Here is a 16,859-nt window from a genome sequence, read left to right on the forward strand (position 1 = left end):
CAAGGTTTTGTGAATTTCCTGAAAAAAGTAAGCTAACAGCAAAACCCACCATTTTACACCCCATGGCCGCTGAAGACCAAAGTGCAAGTGCAGAGTTAAAAAATACACAAGCTGATGCAGCCATGGCTGGCATCACTGCCTTGCCTGAATCCAGTCCCAAAAAACCTGCAAAAAAAACCAAGGCAACTGCCAGCCCGGCAGCCAAAGCCAGTGAAAAGCTTGCCAAACTGGGCTTACGCAAGGACATGGATTTTGTCTTGCACCTGCCCATGCGTTATGAAGACGAAACTGAAATCGTCAGCATGCGCGATGCTTCTTTCCGTGGCGGCAGCAGTGTGCAGGTTGAGGGTCTGGTCACAGAATGCGATATCCAGTACCGCCCGCGCCGCCAGTTGGTAGTGACAATTGCCGACGATAGTGGCCAGGTTGTACTGCGCTTTCTGAATTTTTATGGCAACCAGACCAAGCAAATGGCGGTTGGCGTGCGGGTGCGGGCCCGTGGTGAGTTACGCCATGGCTTCTTTGGCGCGGAGATGGTGCATCCTCATTACAAGATCGTCAATGAAGGCGCACCTTTGCCGACCGCATTGACGCCTGTTTATCCATCTGGCGAAGGTGTGCCACAAGCTTTATTGCGCAAGGCCATTGCCAATGCCATGACACGCGTCAACTGGCGTGACACCCTGTCGCCTGCGCGCCTGGCTGCCCTGCATTTGCAGGATTTTGAAAGCAGCATACGCACCCTGCACAATCCGCCGCCGGATGTCGATCAACATAGCCTGATAGAACGCGAACATCCGGCCTGGGAACGCATGAAATTCGATGAGCTGCTGGCCCAGCAATTATCATTGAAGCGCGCACAAATTACCCGCCGCAGCAAAGGCGCAAATGCGCTGCCAATGGTGGGTGAGCTCAGCAATGCCTTCTTGCTGAACCTGCCATTTTCCCTCACCAGGGCGCAAGAAAAAGTGCTGGCCGAGATACGCGACGATCTGCGTGAAGCCTTCCCAATGCAACGGCTGTTGCAGGGTGACGTAGGTAGCGGCAAAACCATCGTAGCGGCACTGGCAGCGGCGCAAGCGATAGACAATGGTTTCCAGGCAGCGCTGATGGCGCCAACAGAAATTCTGGCCGAGCAACATTTCAGGAAAATCGCCGCATGGCTGGAACCCTTGGGAGTAAAAACTGCCTGGCTGACTGGCAGCCTGAAGAAAAAAGAAAAAGACGCTGCCAATGCACTCATCACTTCTGGTGAAGCGCAACTGGTGATAGGCACCCACGCGCTGATACAAGACAGCGTGCAATTCAAAAAGCTGGGCCTGGTCATCGTCGACGAACAACACCGCTTTGGTGTCAGCCAGCGCCTGAATCTGGCCAACAAGACTGAGGCGGGCAAGGTGCCACATCAACTGATGATGTCGGCCACGCCTATCCCGCGCACACTGGCGATGACTTATTACGCTGACCTGGAAGTATCCATCATTGATGAATTGCCGCCAGGCCGCACACCTATCGTCACCCGCGTCATCGACCAGAACCGCCGTGATGAAGTCATCGCCCGCGTACAGGCAGCCGGACAGGAAGGCAAGCAAGTCTACTGGGTTTGCCCACTGATAGAAGAATCAGAAACCCTGCAACTGCAAACAGCAACTGACACGCACACCATGCTTGCTGAAGCCCTGCCAGAACTGAAGGTGGGCCTGGTCCATGGCCGCCTGAAACCGGCAGAAAAACAGGCGACGATGGAAGCATTCATCCGCAATGACAGCCAGGTATTGGTGGCTACCACGGTGATTGAAGTTGGCGTCGATGTGCCGAATGCCAGCCTGATGGTGATAGAACATGCAGAGCGTTTTGGCCTGTCGCAATTGCACCAGTTACGTGGCCGCGTAGGCCGTGGTGCCGCAGCCAGCGTCTGCCTGTTGCTGTATCAAGGCCCGCTGGGCGGCACTGCCAAGCAAAGGCTGGCCACCATGCGCGAGAGTAATGATGGTTTTGAAATTGCGCGCAAGGACCTGGAATTACGCGGGCCCGGTGAATTCCTCGGTGCACGCCAATCCGGCGAAGCCATGTTACGCTTTGCCAACCTGGAAACTGATCAATGGCTGGTGGATAAAGCGCGCAATCTGGCCGATGAATTATTAAAAAATGACCCCGTCACCGTTGCTGCCCATCTGCAACGCTGGCTGGGATATAAAGAAGAATTTTTGAGAGTATAAAAACCTATGCTGAATATCGTCGATGTTGATGTCAATAATCCACAGCATGCCAAAGACCTGGTCAGCATGCTCAATATGTACGCGCTGGACCCCATGGGCGGCGGCGAAGCACTGTCAGATTATGCGCAAGCCAATCTCATCACTGAACTCAAAAAACGCAATACTGTGCGCGCCATACTCGCCTATGTGAATGATCAGGTTGCCGGTTTTGCGATTTGCATAGAAGGCTTCTCCACCTTTGCCTGCAAGTCTTTATTGAATATCCATGACTTTGCCGTACACCCTGATTTTCGTGGCCAGGGCATAGGCAATAAAATGATGCAGCACCTGACTGTCCTCTCTGAACAACTAGGTTATTGCAAGATGACGCTGGAAGTATTGGAGGGCAATACCCGTGCACAGAATCTGTATCGCGCAGAGGGCTTCGCGCCGTATGAGCTGAACCCGGAATTTGGTGGTGCGATCATCATGCAAAAGAAAATCGGTGCAAAAGCTGTTTAGTCGCCAGCGTCTAAAAAACTGAGCTGCCTGCTGCTACATCGCCAAAAAAATAGCATACACTCGTCATCTCAGGGCTGAGTCTGCCCACGATTTCAAATTACAACAGGAGAAAAAATGACAATAGACTTCAAAGGCCGTGTTGCCATCGTAACAGGTGCTGGTGGTGGTTTGGGACGTGAACATGCGCTGGCGCTGGCTGCGCGCGGCGCCAAAGTGGTGGTCAATGATCTGGGTGGTGCGCGTGATGGTTCCGGCGGTTCATCTGCCGCGGCACTGGCCGTGGTTGAAGAAATACGTACGGCTGGTGGTGAAGCGATTGCCAATGGTGCCTCGGTCACTGATTTTGAAGCGGTGCAGGCGATGGTGGCAGAGACCATGGCGCAATGGGGGCGGATTGATATCCTGGTCAACAACGCCGGTATATTGCGAGACAAGAGTTTTGCCAAGATGGATATTGCCGACTTTAAACTGGTGCTGGATGTACATCTGATGGGTGCGGTACATTGCTGCAAGGCAGTCTGGGCCATCATGACAGAACAAAAATATGGCCGCATCGTGATGACAACGTCTTCTTCCGGCTTGTATGGCAATTTCGGCCAGTCAAATTATGGCGCGGCCAAGCTGGCCCTGGTTGGGTTGATGCAGACGCTGGCGCTGGAAGGTGCCAAGTATGATATCCGCGTCAACAGCCTGGCGCCGACTGCGGCAACCCGCATGACTGAGAGCCTGTTCCCGGCAGAATTTTTGGCGGCACTGCAACCATCCGATGTGGTACCTGCGATGCTGGTGCTGGCGTCTGAGCAGGCACCTAACCGTGCCATCCTGTGCGCAGGCGCGGGCAGTTTTGAAGCTGCAAATATCACGCTCACACAAGGTGTCTGGGTAGGTCGCGGTGAAGATGCACCTGAGCAACTGGCTGCACGTCTGGCGGAAGTGCGCCAGCGTGATAGTGAGGCTGTGCCTGAAAGCGGCGCTGCACAGGGGCATCTGGAGTTGACCAAGGCCATGAGCCAGTCTAAAGGCTGATGCTGAATCTCTGCTGAATTTCTGCAGAAACTCCGCTCAAATGTAAGTAAGCGCTTCAATCATTCTGTAGGAGCGACTTTAGTCGCGAACGCTTGACCGTATCAGCATTTTGCATGCATCGGTCATTCGCGGCTGCAGCCGCTCCTACGAGGCTATGCTTGTCTATGCGCACTACCCTGGTCATCTACCGCCTACCATTAAACCCGGCCCAAGACACTGCGCCAGATCAACAATCCTGCAAACAACCAGCATCGCATCTACAATTTAGTTTCTGGCAGAGTATGTACCAAAACAGGCGGATATCGTATATACGGTATGATTGTTAAAAAATACTCCCCCTGTCATTGTTAAATTCAGGAAAAAATTTGCTCCCTGTACAAAGCACTTGCTGACGCTGCTCTCAGTCTGTGCCAAACTAACGGCATGACACTCACAGAATTAAAATACATTGTTGCCGTAGCCCGGCAAAAACATTTTGGCCATGCGGCAGAAGCCTGTTTTGTCGCTCAGCCTACGCTGTCTGTCGCCATCAAAAAACTCGAAGATGAACTAGGCGTCACTATTTTTGAACGTGGCGGCACCGAGGTATCCACCACCCCGCTGGGTGCACAGATTGTTGCCCAGGCTGAACGCGTGCTGGAACAGACCGCTGCCATCAAGGAAATCGCCAAACAAAACAAAGACCCGCTGGCTGGACCTTTCCGCCTTGGCGTCATTTATACGATAGGCCCCTACCTGCTGCCTACGCTGGTGAAAACCATGATACAGCAGGTGCCGCAGATGCCTTTGGTGTTGCAAGAGAATTTCACCGTGAAACTGATGGAGTTATTGCGCCAGGGTGAGCTCGATGCCGCCATCATGGCCCTGCCCCTTCCAGACCAGGGCATGATGATACAGCCGCTGTATGACGAGCCCTTTGTCGTCGCCATGCCGCGTACCCATGCATGGGCAGAGCGCAAGGAAGTCTCAGCAGAAGAACTGAAGTCAGAAACCATGCTCTTGCTGGGTAATGGCCATTGCTTCCGCGATCAGGTGCTGGAAGTTTGCCCTGAAATGTCGCGTTTCTCGACAACGGGGGACGGCATTGCCAGGACCTTTGAAGGTTCTTCACTGGAAACCATACGTCACATGGTGGCGTCCGGCATAGGTATTACGGTATTGCCGATGGCGTCGGTACCTGACATGGATGCTAAAGATGGCATGCTGCGTTACCTGCCTTTCACTGCACCGGCACCCGACCGCCGCGTCGTGATTGCCTGGCGCAAGAGTTTTACCCGCCAGGCGGCAATTGAAGCGATATGCAAGGCTGTGATGGCTTGTGATTTGCCCGGCGTCACCATGCTTGATGAAGCGGCGAGCACTCAATAATCTTATTTCCCCAGCACGATGAACAAAGAAGCGATCGCGACCACGCGCCTGCAATTGCGGGTATTGATGCCCGAACATGCACCCATGATGCAGCAATACCTGCTGCTCAACCGTAGCCACCTGGCACCTTGGGAACCTGCCCGTGATGAAGAATTTTTCTCGCTGGAGAAATGCGAAGAAAGACTACTGGCCAGTTTTCGCCTCATGGAAGCTGGTCTGGCCATGCATTTTGCAGTGTGCCAGGACCAGACCATGATAGGTATTTGCAATTTCAGCAATATCGTCCGCGGTGCATTCCAGGCTTGCCACATGGGTTATGCCATTGCCGAACAGCAACAAGGCCAGGGGCTTATGCAAGAAGCGGTGCAGGCTGGTATTGCCCACATGTTTCATGAACAGGGACTGCATCGTATTATGGCCAACTATGTGCCACAAAACCAGCGCAGCGGTGCCTTGCTGGAGCGTCTGGGCTTTGAAAAAGAAGGCTATGCCAAGTCTTATCTGAAGATCAATGGCGTCTGGCGTGACCATATCCTGACCGCACTGGTTAATGAGGATAACTGATCCAGACAACCAGGCTGGGCAATTAAGCCAAACAATCAAACCGGAAACTCTGAATTAGCAAGCTGTCCATCATCGGGCAAGGCGATACGTATATACTGCGGTCTTTTGCGAAACACGCTGGTGATTGCGGTCTGTAACAGCAGACCCGCACACCACATTTCTACAGAAAGCTTCAGTTCATGTCATTGTCCCGAGTCCTGTTGGCCATTGCCTGCCTGGCAGCCAGCTTGTTTACCTTTGACAGCCAGGCGCAAGCCACTGGTGATGCGCCAAACTCCAGCCCTGCGGCCAATATACAAACGACGCGTCCCAAAGTCGCCCTGGTACTATCCGGTGGCGGTGCGCGCGGCTTTGCCCATATCGGTGTCTTGCGTGCCTTACGCAAAATGCGTGTGCCTGTAGATATGGTGGTTGGCACCAGCATAGGTGCGGTCGTTGGTGGCGCCTATGCTGCAGGGCGCTCAGCCGATGAGCTGGAGCAAATCGTCAAGGAAACTGACTGGGACAGCGTTCTGGCTGACCGCCCTGCCCGCTATGATCTGGACTTCCGCCGCAAGGAAGAAGACCTGATGCTGCCTTCCCGCATAGAGTTTGCGGTGACCAAGTCTGGCGTATTTTTGCCTCCGGCAGCTGCCGGCAATGCTGCCCTGGAAAACGCCTTGACCCGCCTGATGCCAGAAGGCATGCGCGACCAGCCGGTCAATCAGTTGGCCCTTCCCTTCCTCTCTGTCGCCTCTGACTTGCTGACTGGCGAGATGGTGGAATTGAATGACACTCCCCTGTTGATGACGATGCGCGCCTCACTGGCCCTGCCAGGTGTGTTCGCGCCTGTGCGTATCAAACAAAAACTGGTGGTTGATGGTGGCCTGGTCAGTAATTTGCCAGTAGAACTGGCCCGCGCCATGGGGGCCGATATCATCATTGCGGTGAATGTGGGCACGCCATTGGCCAAGGAACATGAACTCAATAGTGCGATTGATGTAACCAAGCAGATGCTGCAAATCCTCACTGAGCAAAACGTGCAGCGCTCTATCAAGGATTTGCGCAAATCCGATGTGCTGATCGCACCGGAATTGTCAGGCACCAGCTTTCTTGATTTTGGACTGTATCAACAGACCATCAAGGCAGGTGAAATCGCCACGAATAAAATGGCGGCGCAACTGAGTGCCTTGCGCGTGCCGGATGAGCAATATGCGGTCTTTGAATACCAGCGCTCGAACGCGGGGCAAGCTGGCAGAAATACCGCCGACAAACTGCCACTTGCAAAGATAGAGGTCGAAGGTCCGCGCTATATCAATCCTCAGGCCCTGATCGCGCAAACGGGTTTGAAGGAGGGCCAGGTCTTGTCGCAAGAACAAATCAGGCAAGCCTCGGGCAAGCTGTATGGGCGCGGTGATATCGATAATATAGAAACTGTCATCAGCGATGAAGATGGCAAGCGCAATGTACTGATCAGGCCATCAGAATCCAATTCCAGCCGCAACCGCTTGCGGGTAGGTCTGGAGCTGACTAGTGATTTTGCCGATGAAAACCGCTTTGGCCTGAGCGTCTTGCATATTGCATCCTCGCTCAATAGTTATGGCGCAGAATTGCGCACCTTTGCCCGCATAGGCAGCCAACGCCAGTTGGGCTCACAGTTCTGGCAACCGCTGGCTTCTGGCTCACCATGGTATATCGCCCCTTCGCTTGAATACAATGGCAGCAGCCTGGATTTGTACCAAGAGGGCCGCAGGGCCTTGCGCGTAGGGGTGCGCGGCACCCAGGCCACCCTGGCTTTTGGACGGCAACTGGATAACTGGGGCACCATAGAAGCGGGGGTCAGCCGTGGTTTTGGCAAAGTCGATATTTTATTGCCCGCCGTTGCGAATCAAGATAGCCTGCGCTATTACAGTACCACGCGTTTTTTGCGCTTCCGTCTGGATACCCTCGATTCGCTGGCCAACCCTAGCCGCGGTTATCTGGTTACTTCCTCCTGGGAACAGACACCGTCACAGAATCCGGGTGAGCGCTCACAGGCACAATCGCAGATCGATGCTTTGTCAGCCTTCCGGCTTGGTGACTGGGCAGGGCATTTATATGGAGAATGGAGCCGTTCAGAGCGTGGTGGTGCACCTAACCCGCTGGGCGGCTTCTTGCGCCTGTCAGGCACTGCCAACAACTCGCTGGAAGGTGACGCCACCGCTTTTGGCCGCTTTGTCATAGCGCGCAAAATCGGCGCATTGCCAACCACGATAGGCGGCGCGATACGGACTGGTTTCTCGCTGGAAGTGGGCAATTCTTACGGCAATGGTCAAGCCTTGCGACTGGGCTCGCTTAAACAGGCAGGCAGCGCCTTTGTTTCGGTAGAAACGCGTTTTGGCCCGCTGTTTTTTGGTGCCGGGGCAACCCGTGGCAATGGCTCTTCGCTTTACCTTTTCCTCGGGCCTATCTGGTGAATTTGATGGGTCAGACTTTTGACCGGCACTGCAGCCTCAGGACGGCGCAGTGCCGTAAAGGCTGAAAACTCCCAGGAACGGAAGCCCACCAGCAATGTAAAACCATCGCGCTCTTCTGGCCTCAGGCGGCGGTCATCCTGATGCAGACGTGCGAGTTCGGCAGCCAGTTGCTGTATCTTTTGCACCATCTCCATCGCGCTGTGCGATGACACCCGGGCTGGCACGAAGAGCAAAGTCTCACCCTGTCCGGCAAAGCTGCCGTCGAAGTAATCACCAACGACAACATCGCGAAAATACTGTTGCACTGGCCCGTCAGGACGCCAGTGGAAAGCTGGCGACACTTTCAGGCGATAGCGGTTAAGGGGCCGCAATTCTATGACTTCAAGTTTATCGAGCGCGATCAGGTGCAAGACACATTCTGCTTCTGACAAATGATAGGTTTCTATGATTTGTTCCAGCGTCCAATGCCCGAGGCAGCAAATTGCTACCAGCAATAATTTGGGGTCGGCCATCAGCGATTGTTCTTGCGCTAGGCTCAGGGTATCGGCATGCGGCGTGACATCGGCGGCCTGGCGCAAGACATCTTCCATGGCGATGCCTGAGGCCTTGCAGATTTCTGCCAGGCGCGACAGGCTCATGTCCTTTTGCCCAAACATGCGCTTCATGCTGGACTCACTCATGCCTATACGGTCTGCCAGCATTTTGTAAGTCACGCCTGCTGCTCGCAATTCTGAGCGCAAGACTTTCAAGACCAATTCGGGAGAACTCATGAAGGCTTCCTGGCTAAATGTAAAATTTCGCAAATAGTACCGCAATTCAGTACCAAACAGATTAATTAACTATTCTTTCAGCAATTTTCTGGTACGTTTTTTTAATTATTGCGACACTTCGACCTGCAAAAGCGGCATGAAGTTCAATAGCAAGCGTCTCAAGATGGAAACTCGCTGCCCATGCAAATATTCAAGCTTCAGTCCAAAGGGGTCAGGAATGCAAACAGGAAGTGATGCCAGTATGAACAGCAGCAGACGTGAAACTGTACGCAGATATGCAATAGCCGCGCTGCTGACGTTCGCAGTGTTTGGGCTGGGTTATATTTGCGGGCAAAAAAGCGAGCAGCAAACGCCCGCCATCAGCAAAGCCAATGGCTTCAATGGCACACCCAGCCGCGCCAGTGTACGCTCGGATTTTTTAAAGCAGCAGCAAAATCAAAAGCGCAAAGCTGCCCTGATTGTTTGAGCGCTTGTTTGATCGGTTCTTTGATCGATTCATTGATCGATAGGCTGCAACTGAAATTGGTTTGCTGAACCGTATCAAATCTCCAGATGCTGAGATGCTTAAAGGCTCACTTGCTCAGATACGTTTAGTGGTAACAGGGTCAAACCAATGCACGACATCCGCAGCAAAGCCTGCGGTGGTGCGCTGACCTGCTTCTACTGCCGTGCCTGCAGGCGTGCGTATCACCATGGGTTCACCACCACATAGACCATGCACCAGCAAATCTGCCCCCAGCGACTCTACCAGTTGTACATCCAGTGGCAGACCTGGCATGCCTATGAACAAATGTTCTGGACGTACACCCAATATCAGTTCACGGTTGGCGACTCGCTCTGCTTCGCGTTGCACCAGCGGCAGTGACACCAGTGCCTGGCCTATCTGCATCTGTCTGCCATTCTCAGCCAGCTTGCCACGCAAAAGATTCATCGGTGGTGAACCGATAAAGCTGGCGACGAAGGTAGTGGCCGGCGTTGCATATACTTCTGCCGGTGTGCCTATTTGTTCCGCCAAGCCACCATTCATGACTATCATGCGCTGGCCCAGTGTCATGGCCTCGACCTGATCATGGGTGACATACAGGCTGGTGGTGCCCAGTGCCTTGTGCAGGCGCTGGATTTCCAGACGCATTTGTACCCGCAATTTGGCATCCAGGTTTGACAGTGGTTCATCAAACAAAAATACTGCTGGTTCCCTGACAATGGCACGCCCCATGGCAACGCGCTGGCGCTGACCGCCAGAGAGTTGGCGCGGGGTTCTGTCAAGCAGCGCCCCCAGTTCCAGTATCTGCGCCGCTTTTTGTACTCTGGTTTCAATATCAGCTTTGGAAAAACCGCGTATCTTCAAACCATAAGCCATGTTCTGATAGACACTCATGTGCGGGTACAGCGCATAGTTCTGGAACACCATGGCGATATCCCTGTCCTTGGGTTCCAGATTGTTGACAACCCTGTCGCCTATGACGATATCGCCAGAAGTAATTTCTTCCAGCCCTGCGACCATACGCAAAAGCGTTGATTTACCACAGCCAGAGGGACCAACCATGACAATGAATTCACCATGATTGATATCCATGGAAATGCCATGGATGACGGCAACGGCCTTATCGCCCTTGCCGTAAGTTTTGGTGACGTTTTTAAAATGTAGTTGTGCCATGCTATTTTTCGGAATCTACCAAACCCTTAACAAACCATTTTTGCATGATGACGACCACCAAGCCAGGCGGCAACATCGCCAGCAGCAGAGTCGCCATCACCATATTCCACTCAACTGCGGCATCACCACCAGCAATCATGCGCTTGATGCCTACACCTATCGGGTACATATTCTGTTCTGTCGATACCAGCAAGGGCCAGAGGTACTGGTTCCAGCCATAGATGAACATGATGACGAACAGGGCAATCACATTGGTGCGCGACAGCGGCCACAGAATGTCCTTGAAGAAGCGCAAGGGGCCAGCGCCGTCTATACGTGCAGCTTCTGCCAGTTCATCGGGTACGGTTAAAAAGAATTGCCGGAACAAGAAGGTCGCTGTCGCCGAAGCAATCAGCGGCACCGTCAACCCGGCGTAGCTGTTGAGCATGGACAGGTCAGACACCACTTTATAAGTCGGGCTGATACGCACTTCAACAGGCAGCATCAGGGTGACAAAAATCATCCAGAAAAACAGCGTGCGGCCAGGGAAGCGAAAATACACCAGCGCAAAGGCAGACAACATGGAAATCGAAATCTTGCCTATGGCGATCATCAGTGCCGACACCAGGCTGACCCACATCATGCGGCCTACCGGGCTACTGGCGACATTACCTGACGTACCTGTGCCCAGCACTGCCTGCAAATTGACCCAGAGCTGGTCGCCCGGTATCAGGGACATCGGTGCCAGGGCAGATTGTTCAGCCGTCTGGGTAGCGGCGACAAAAGCGACATAGATGGGGAAAGCCACCAGGCTGACACCAAGTATCAGAATAAAGTGGCTGAACATGCCCAGAAAAGGCCGGCGTTCTATCATGCTTAATACTGCACTTTCTTTTCTATGTATTTGAACTGCAGCACAGTCAGTACGATGACGATGCTCATCAATATGACGGACTGCGCAGCAGCACTGCCAAGGTCACCGCCCTTGAAACCATCATTGAAAACTTTGAATACCAGGATCTCGGTATCCTTGCCAGGGCCGCCTTGAGTAGTAGCTTCAACGATTGCAAAGGTATCAAAAAACGCATAGACGATATTCACGACCAGCAAAAAGAAAGTGGTTGGCGTCAGCAACGGAAAGACGATGGTAAAGAAACGCTTCCACGGCCCGGCACCATCTATCGCCGCAACCTCTATCAGCGACTTGGGTATCGATTGCAAACCCGCGAGAAAAAATAAGAAGTTATAGCTGATCTGCTTCCACACCGCCGCCAGGACGATCAATATCATGGCGTGACGGCCATTCAAGAGATTATTCCACTCAATGCCAAAATGGCGCAAACCATGAGCAACGATGCCCAGCGTAGGATTGAGCAAAAACATCCACAACACACCCACCACAACCGGCGACACGGCATACGGCCAGATCAGCATGGTCTTGTAGATGGAACTACCCCTGACTACCCTGTCTGCAAAAACTGCCATCAGCAAAGACAGGCTCAGGCCTAACACCGCCACCAGGCTGGAAAACAGTGCCGTGGTCTTGAAGGCCGCCAGATAAGTCTCATCAGCAAACAGGGACTTGAAATTATCAAACCAGACAAACTGGGTGGACATGCCAAAGGCATCCTGTAACAAGACGGATTGATACAGGGCCTGCACTGCAGGCCAGAAAAAAAACAGCACTGTTACCAGTAACTGCGGCAAGAGCAGCAGATAAGGCAACCAGGCTGAACGAAACCGTGCACGCTTTTCCAAAAAAACCTCTAATGAATAGGACCTGAAAGCTCACCACAGAGACACTGAGACACTGAGTTGGCATAGAGAAAAAACAAAGGCATCAAACTCAATCTTTGGCCTTTGTTCTTTTTGTTTTTCTCTTGGGTTTCTCTGTGTCTCGGTGTCTCTGTAGTGAGGGGTCTTAAGACTTACTTGTTCGCTTTTTCGAAACGATCCAGCAACTCATTGCCACGCAAAACAGCATTATCCAGTGCGGCCTTGGCTGATTTTTTACCGCTCCAGACGGATTCCAGTTCTTCATCCATGATGGTGCGTATCTGGACAAAACTGCCCAGGCGTATGCCGCGGGATTTGTCTGTGGTCTTGACGATCATTTGCTGGACGGCGACACCAGGGCCTGGTGTTTTTTCATAAAAGCCTGACTTCTTGGTCATCTCATACGCGGCATTGGTGATCGGTAGATAGCCGGTTTCCTGATGCCATTTGGCTTGCACTTCTGGCTGTGAGAGGAATTTATAAAACTTGGCGACACCCTTGTATTCTTCTGTCTTTTTGCCATTCATGCTCCACAGCGAAGCACCGCCGATGATGGTGTTTTGCGGTGCGCCTTTGACATCGGAATAGTACGGTAAAGGTGCAACGGCAAATTTGAACTTGGCATTCTTGGCGACATTGCCATAAGCAGAGCTTGATGACGTCAGCATGCCGCATTCGCCAGAATAGAATTTCGCTTCCGGCTCATTTTTGCGACCTGCATAGGTGAAGTAACCTTGCTTGGCCCAGTTCTCCAGATTTTCTATGTGGCGTACATGCAGTGGGCTATTGAAGGTCAGGCGTGCATCAAGACCACCAAAACCATTGCCTTTGGACGCGAACTCCACATTGTGCCAGGCTGAAAAACTTTCCAGGTGCACCCAGGTTTGCCAGCCTGTGGTGTACGCACATTTTTCGCCGCTGGCTTTGAGACGGGCAGCGGCAGCAACGACTTCTTGCCAGGTTGATGGTGCCTTGTTAGGGTCCATGCCTGCTTTGGCGAACATGTCCTTGTTATAGTAAAACACGGTGGTTGAGCTATTGAAGGGGAAGGACAGCATTTCTCCCTTGGGTGAAGTGTAATAACCCGCGACTGCCGGCACATAGCCAGAGGCATCGAATTTTTCACCCGCGACCTTCATGACTTCAGATACCGGCTTGACTGCACCCTTGGCATACATCATGGTTGCAGTGCCGACTTCAAACACTTGCAGTATGTGTGGGGCATTCCCAGCGCGGAAGGCCGCAATACCCGCAGCCAGTGCTTCGTCATAACTGCCTTTATAGACAGCCGTGACCCTGTATTCATTCTGGCTTTTATTGAATTGCTCAGCCAGCGCGGTAACGCGGTCGCCCAGGGCGCCGGTCATCGAGTGCCACCAGCTTATTTCCGTCACTGCATGGGCAGAGCCAGCCAGGCTCATTAATACCGCAGCACTGGCCCAGGCCAGTTTGGTTTGCAATTTCATAGATAGTCCCAAAAACTTCTAATAATAATTATGTGCGATTGTTGCAAAATCATGGCGCTTATTAAGTGACACGAGTGACATGAGTAGCATGATGTACCCAGGCTTTCAGGCAAGCACTGAGTGTAGCAATTCATTAAGATATCACTCTGCACCACTCCGTGTATAGATAACACTTATAATTCTGCCATGCGCAACAACAAAGCTGAATCATGAATTTCTTGCTGACTCGCCTGGGCTGGTACATCAAACTGGTCAGGCTGCACAAGCCCATAGGCATACTCTTATTACTCTGGCCTACGCTGGCGGCGCTGTGGATAGCCTCGAATGGCCAACCGGACTGGCATCTGGTATTGATTTTCAGCCTGGGCACGGCGCTGATGCGCTCTGCTGGTTGCGCCATCAATGATTATGCGGACCGTGACTTTGACCGCCATGTCAAACGCACGGCAGACCGGCCACTGACCAGTGGCAAGATATCCGGCAAAGAAGCCGTCGGCGTTGCCGTCGTACTGGCGCTGATTTCTTTTTGCCTGATCCTGCCCCTTAATACACTAACCAAACAATTGTCTGTCGTGGCGGTCGTGGTGGCAGGCAGTTACCCGTATTTCAAGCGTTTCTTTGCGATTCCCCAGGCTTACCTGGGCATCGCCTTTGGCTTTGGCATACCGATGGCCTTTGCTGCCGTGCAAAATACAGTGCCTGTGGCGGCCTGGATACTGTTACTGGCGAATGTATTCTGGGCGGTTGCCTATGATACCGAGTATGCGATGGTGGACAGGGATGATGATCTGAAGATAGGCATCAAGACCTCTGCCATTACCTTTGGCAGCTACGACGTCTTTGCCGTCATGCTGTGTTATGCAATCAGCTTCATGCTGATCGCACTAGTCGGCTGGCAATTTGGCCTGCGTACCTGGTTCCTGGCGGGCATGGGGGTGGCTATCGGTTTTTCGCTCTACCACTACACCCTGATACGTGAGCGTGAACGCATGGCCTGCTTTGCGGCTTTTATCAATAACAACTGGCTGGGCGCAGCAATCTTTGCTGGTATTGCCATTGACTATGCAGTAAAGTAAGCTGACAGATTGCCAATTTCTTAATTCGCGGTATTAAATTACATCTTGCTACATCTTGCATTAACGCAAAGTAGCCATACATCATTACTATAAGCTGTAAATTATTTGACCAACCAGAAGGGATGAATCATGAGCACAGTAGATGAACATAAAGAACAATTGATGAATGACTTGCATCTGGTTATCCGCGATGCAGAAGAACTGTTGAAAAATACCGAGCAACAAGGCAGCGAAGGCTTCAAGTCTGCCAAGGCCAAATTTGAAAAAACCTTGAGAAATGCCAAGGCAGAAGTTGAGCGTATCGAAGATATCGTCGTAACACGCACAAAAGAGGCTGCCAAGGCCACCGACGTTTATGTCAAAGAAAATCCATGGCAGTCCGCCGGTATTGCCGCTGGTGTCGGCCTGCTGGTGGGCCTACTGATTGGCCGTAGCCGATAAGCGCAGTAAGTAATCAATGGCTATCAGCGATTCATTGGGACAACTTGCTGCGACACTGAGCAGTATGGTGCGCACCCGCCTGGAACTGGCTGCTGTTGAGCTGGAAGAAGAATTTGCACATTTTTCTTCCAGCCTGATTTGGTCATTGCTGGCGCTGTTTTTTGCCTGCCTTACCATTCTGCTGATAATACTGACTGTGGTAGCAGTATTTTGGGATACACAATACCGTTATACGGTATTGCTGGTTTTAATCGCCGTATTTGGTGTGCTGGCAGCAGGTATAGGTTTAAGGGTGCGCAATCAATTCCCCAATAAACCCGGTTTGTTATTCCATAGCCTGGCTGAATTGAAAAAAGACGCTTCTGTCTTCAATCGCAGTGATGTGAATCAAAAGGAACAGGGCTAGACTATGGGTAACCGTCAGGAAAGACTGGCCCTACGGCGTCAGGCATTGTTGTTGAAGATACAGGCAGAACGTGGTTTGATGAGCATACATTGCCAGGAATTAAAAGAATCCGTGGGAATGACAGGCGTCGCCACGGGTTTGCTCGGCAAGGCGGGCGAAATCGTCCGCCATCGTCCGTTGCTGGGTGGCATAGCTGTTGCTGCTATTTTTATACTCAAACCCAGACGTATATTTTCTTTTGCCAGGTCAGCGATACTTGGCTGGGAAACCTGGCGCAGCGTTGCGAATATACTGCAACGCGTACGCTCAGATGTCAGTCATTCGGGCAAATCATAGTAGCGAGTCCTACTTCTCTTCGCCTCTACACTAGCCCGAACTCATCTCCCAATTCTTTTCCTCTGGCTGCTGCTGCCTTGATAGCATTGACGATAGCCTGTTTGACACCGGCGTTTTCCATGCTGGTCAAAGCGGCATAAGTAGTACCGCCCTTGGATGTAACACGTTCACGTAAAACATTGACTGGTTCTGTCGCTTGCAAGGCAAGTTGCGCCGCGCCGGTAAAAGTCGTCATTGCTAGTTGCAGGCCCTGCTCAGGACTCAGGCCCAGCTCCGTTGCGGCCTGCTGCATGGCTTCAATAAAATAAAACACATACGCCGGGCCACTGCCGGATACTGCGGTAACAGCATCCAGCAAACTTTCATCGTCCAGCCAGGTAGTTGCGCCAACTGCCTGCATGATGTGCTCGGCGATTTGTTTTTGCTCTGCACTGACAGCAGCCAATGCAAACAGACCTGTCATGCCCTGACCTATGAGTGCCGGGGTATTGGGCATGGTACGCACAATTTTTTCATAGCCACCCAGCCAGCGCGCCATATCTGTCGCACGTATGCCGGCGGCAATTGAGATAAGCAGTTGCTGCCCCAGGTAAGGGGCCAGGCCCTGCACGACTTCCCGCAATTGCTGCGGTTTGACGGCCAGGATAATTGCATCCATCTGTTCCAGCCTGGCATCGGCAGCCATTGCTGTGCTGACACCAAAATCGCTGCTCAATTTATCTAGAGAGGATTGATTAAGGTCTATGACATGAATATGTTCAGCCGTCGTCAAATTCTTGAGCAAGCCGCCTATCAGGGCGTTTGCCATGTTGCCGCCGCCTATGAAGGCGATTTTCATC

General features: G+C 52.4%; 17 protein-coding genes. 11 read left to right on the forward strand and 6 right to left on the reverse strand.

The genetic code is table 11. From position 1 onward, the window contains the following. The first annotated feature begins 62 nt into the window (after positions 1 to 62). The 6 genes from recG to ACO0LI_RS00670 all read left to right on the forward strand — a co-directional run bounded on the left by recG (position 63) and on the right by ACO0LI_RS00670 (position 8,113). Positions 63 to 2,219 carry an ATP-dependent DNA helicase RecG gene (recG, locus tag ACO0LI_RS00645; RefSeq protein WP_423030097.1) on the forward strand — a complete coding sequence of 719 codons (2,157 nt, stop codon included), beginning with the start codon at positions 63 to 65 and terminating at the stop codon, positions 2,217 to 2,219. Between the two features lie 6 nt (positions 2,220 to 2,225). After that, positions 2,226 to 2,720, forward strand: coding sequence for a GNAT family N-acetyltransferase (locus ACO0LI_RS00650; RefSeq protein WP_422949457.1), 495 nt, complete (start codon positions 2,226 to 2,228; stop codon positions 2,718 to 2,720). A 114-nt stretch (positions 2,721 to 2,834) separates the two neighbouring features. Continuing rightward, positions 2,835 to 3,746 (forward strand): SDR family NAD(P)-dependent oxidoreductase, encoded by a 912-nt coding sequence (locus tag ACO0LI_RS00655; RefSeq protein WP_423030099.1) that lies wholly within the window; start codon positions 2,835 to 2,837, stop codon positions 3,744 to 3,746. A 423-nt stretch (positions 3,747 to 4,169) separates the two neighbouring features. Beyond that, on the forward strand, positions 4,170 to 5,114 hold the full coding sequence (locus ACO0LI_RS00660; RefSeq protein ID WP_422949460.1) for a hydrogen peroxide-inducible genes activator: 945 nt from the start codon (positions 4,170 to 4,172) through the stop codon (positions 5,112 to 5,114). 18 nt (positions 5,115 to 5,132) lie between these two features. Next, positions 5,133 to 5,678, forward strand: a complete 546-nt coding sequence (gene rimJ, locus ACO0LI_RS00665; RefSeq protein WP_423030101.1) for a ribosomal protein S5-alanine N-acetyltransferase — start codon at positions 5,133 to 5,135, stop codon at positions 5,676 to 5,678. 179 nt (positions 5,679 to 5,857) lie between these two features. Beyond that, positions 5,858 to 8,113, forward strand: coding sequence for a patatin-like phospholipase family protein (locus ACO0LI_RS00670; protein WP_422949462.1), 2,256 nt, complete (start codon positions 5,858 to 5,860; stop codon positions 8,111 to 8,113). Here ACO0LI_RS00670 and ACO0LI_RS00675 read toward each other — a convergent pair. Then, positions 8,086 to 8,883 carry a helix-turn-helix domain-containing protein gene (locus ACO0LI_RS00675; protein WP_422949463.1) on the reverse strand — a complete coding sequence of 266 codons (798 nt, stop codon included), beginning with the start codon at positions 8,881 to 8,883 and terminating at the stop codon, positions 8,086 to 8,088. The two genes, ACO0LI_RS00670 and ACO0LI_RS00675, sit on opposite strands and share 28 nt — an antisense overlap. Positions 8,884 to 9,100: 217 nt before the next feature. Between ACO0LI_RS00675 and ACO0LI_RS00680 the strand changes: the two genes are divergently transcribed. Continuing rightward, a complete protein-coding gene (locus ACO0LI_RS00680; RefSeq protein ID WP_423030103.1) occupies positions 9,101 to 9,349 on the forward strand; it encodes a hypothetical protein in 249 nt (82 codons plus the stop codon). 114 nt (positions 9,350 to 9,463) lie between these two features. Here ACO0LI_RS00680 and ACO0LI_RS00685 read toward each other — a convergent pair whose 3' ends face one another. The 4 genes from ACO0LI_RS00685 to ugpB form a co-directional block, all read right to left on the reverse strand. After that, positions 9,464 to 10,540 (reverse strand): sn-glycerol-3-phosphate import ATP-binding protein UgpC, encoded by a 1,077-nt coding sequence (locus ACO0LI_RS00685; protein WP_423030105.1) that lies wholly within the window; start codon positions 10,538 to 10,540, stop codon positions 9,464 to 9,466. Position 10,541: 1 nt separating this feature from the next. Beyond that, the gene (gene ugpE / locus ACO0LI_RS00690; protein ID WP_422949466.1) at positions 10,542 to 11,393 is read right to left on the reverse strand and encodes a sn-glycerol-3-phosphate ABC transporter permease UgpE; all 852 of its coding nucleotides are present in this window, start codon (positions 11,391 to 11,393) and stop codon (positions 10,542 to 10,544) included. Between the two features lie 2 nt (positions 11,394 to 11,395). Beyond that, complete coding sequence (ugpA, locus tag ACO0LI_RS00695) at positions 11,396 to 12,277, reverse strand: sn-glycerol-3-phosphate ABC transporter permease UgpA (protein WP_423030107.1); 882 nt, start codon at positions 12,275 to 12,277, stop codon at positions 11,396 to 11,398. Positions 12,278 to 12,447: 170 nt separating this feature from the next. Beyond that, positions 12,448 to 13,761 (reverse strand): sn-glycerol-3-phosphate ABC transporter substrate-binding protein UgpB, encoded by a 1,314-nt coding sequence (gene ugpB, locus ACO0LI_RS00700; RefSeq protein WP_422949468.1) that lies wholly within the window; start codon positions 13,759 to 13,761, stop codon positions 12,448 to 12,450. A 209-nt stretch (positions 13,762 to 13,970) separates the two neighbouring features. Between ugpB and ubiA the strand changes: the two genes are divergently transcribed. The 4 genes from ubiA to ACO0LI_RS00720 all read left to right on the forward strand — a co-directional run bounded on the left by ubiA (position 13,971) and on the right by ACO0LI_RS00720 (position 16,020). Further along, positions 13,971 to 14,837, forward strand: coding sequence for a 4-hydroxybenzoate octaprenyltransferase (ubiA, locus tag ACO0LI_RS00705; protein ID WP_423030109.1), 867 nt, complete (start codon positions 13,971 to 13,973; stop codon positions 14,835 to 14,837). A gap of 129 nt (positions 14,838 to 14,966) precedes the next feature. Continuing rightward, on the forward strand, positions 14,967 to 15,278 hold the full coding sequence (locus tag ACO0LI_RS00710; protein ID WP_162039958.1) for a DUF883 family protein: 312 nt from the start codon (positions 14,967 to 14,969) through the stop codon (positions 15,276 to 15,278). Between the two features lie 16 nt (positions 15,279 to 15,294). Beyond that, on the forward strand, positions 15,295 to 15,684 hold the full coding sequence (locus tag ACO0LI_RS00715) for a phage holin family protein (protein ID WP_423030111.1): 390 nt from the start codon (positions 15,295 to 15,297) through the stop codon (positions 15,682 to 15,684). Positions 15,685 to 15,687: 3 nt separating this feature from the next. Further along, a complete protein-coding gene (locus ACO0LI_RS00720) occupies positions 15,688 to 16,020 on the forward strand; it encodes a hypothetical protein (protein ID WP_422949472.1) in 333 nt (110 codons plus the stop codon). Positions 16,021 to 16,045: 25 nt separating this feature from the next. Here the strand turns inward: ACO0LI_RS00720 and proC are convergent, their stop codons facing one another. Beyond that, entirely contained in the window at positions 16,046 to 16,858 is an 813-nt protein-coding gene (proC, locus tag ACO0LI_RS00725; RefSeq protein WP_423030113.1) for a pyrroline-5-carboxylate reductase, read from the reverse strand. Position 16,859: the final 1 nt, after the last annotated feature.

The organism is Undibacterium sp. Tian12W, assembly GCF_049339405.1.
In the GTDB taxonomy this organism is placed as follows: Bacteria; Pseudomonadota; Gammaproteobacteria; order Burkholderiales; family Burkholderiaceae_D; genus Undibacterium.

Excerpts from the sequence above, each read along its gene's own strand:
- recG (WP_423030097.1), top strand. The coding sequence starts at position 63 with ATGGCCGCTGAAGACCAAAGTGCAAGTGCAGAGTTAAAAAATACACAA.
- ACO0LI_RS00650 (WP_422949457.1), top strand. The coding sequence starts at position 2,226 with ATGCTGAATATCGTCGATGTTGATGTCAATAATCCACAGCATGCCAAA.
- ACO0LI_RS00655 (WP_423030099.1), top strand. The coding sequence starts at position 2,835 with ATGACAATAGACTTCAAAGGCCGTGTTGCCATCGTAACAGGTGCTGGT.
- ACO0LI_RS00660 (WP_422949460.1), top strand. The coding sequence starts at position 4,170 with ATGACACTCACAGAATTAAAATACATTGTTGCCGTAGCCCGGCAAAAA.
- rimJ (WP_423030101.1), top strand. The coding sequence starts at position 5,133 with ATGAACAAAGAAGCGATCGCGACCACGCGCCTGCAATTGCGGGTATTG.
- ACO0LI_RS00670 (WP_422949462.1), top strand. The coding sequence starts at position 5,858 with ATGTCATTGTCCCGAGTCCTGTTGGCCATTGCCTGCCTGGCAGCCAGC.
- ACO0LI_RS00675 (WP_422949463.1), bottom strand. The coding sequence starts at position 8,883 with ATGAGTTCTCCCGAATTGGTCTTGAAAGTCTTGCGCTCAGAATTGCGA.
- ACO0LI_RS00680 (WP_423030103.1), top strand. The coding sequence starts at position 9,101 with ATGCAAACAGGAAGTGATGCCAGTATGAACAGCAGCAGACGTGAAACT.
- ACO0LI_RS00685 (WP_423030105.1), bottom strand. The coding sequence starts at position 10,540 with ATGGCACAACTACATTTTAAAAACGTCACCAAAACTTACGGCAAGGGC.
- ugpE (WP_422949466.1), bottom strand. The coding sequence starts at position 11,393 with ATGATAGAACGCCGGCCTTTTCTGGGCATGTTCAGCCACTTTATTCTG.
- ugpB (WP_422949468.1), bottom strand. The coding sequence starts at position 13,761 with ATGAAATTGCAAACCAAACTGGCCTGGGCCAGTGCTGCGGTATTAATG.
- ubiA (WP_423030109.1), top strand. The coding sequence starts at position 13,971 with ATGAATTTCTTGCTGACTCGCCTGGGCTGGTACATCAAACTGGTCAGG.
- ACO0LI_RS00710 (WP_162039958.1), top strand. The coding sequence starts at position 14,967 with ATGAGCACAGTAGATGAACATAAAGAACAATTGATGAATGACTTGCAT.
- ACO0LI_RS00715 (WP_423030111.1), top strand. The coding sequence starts at position 15,295 with ATGGCTATCAGCGATTCATTGGGACAACTTGCTGCGACACTGAGCAGT.
- ACO0LI_RS00720 (WP_422949472.1), top strand. The coding sequence starts at position 15,688 with ATGGGTAACCGTCAGGAAAGACTGGCCCTACGGCGTCAGGCATTGTTG.
- proC (WP_423030113.1), bottom strand. The coding sequence starts at position 16,858 with ATGAAAATCGCCTTCATAGGCGGCGGCAACATGGCAAACGCCCTGATA.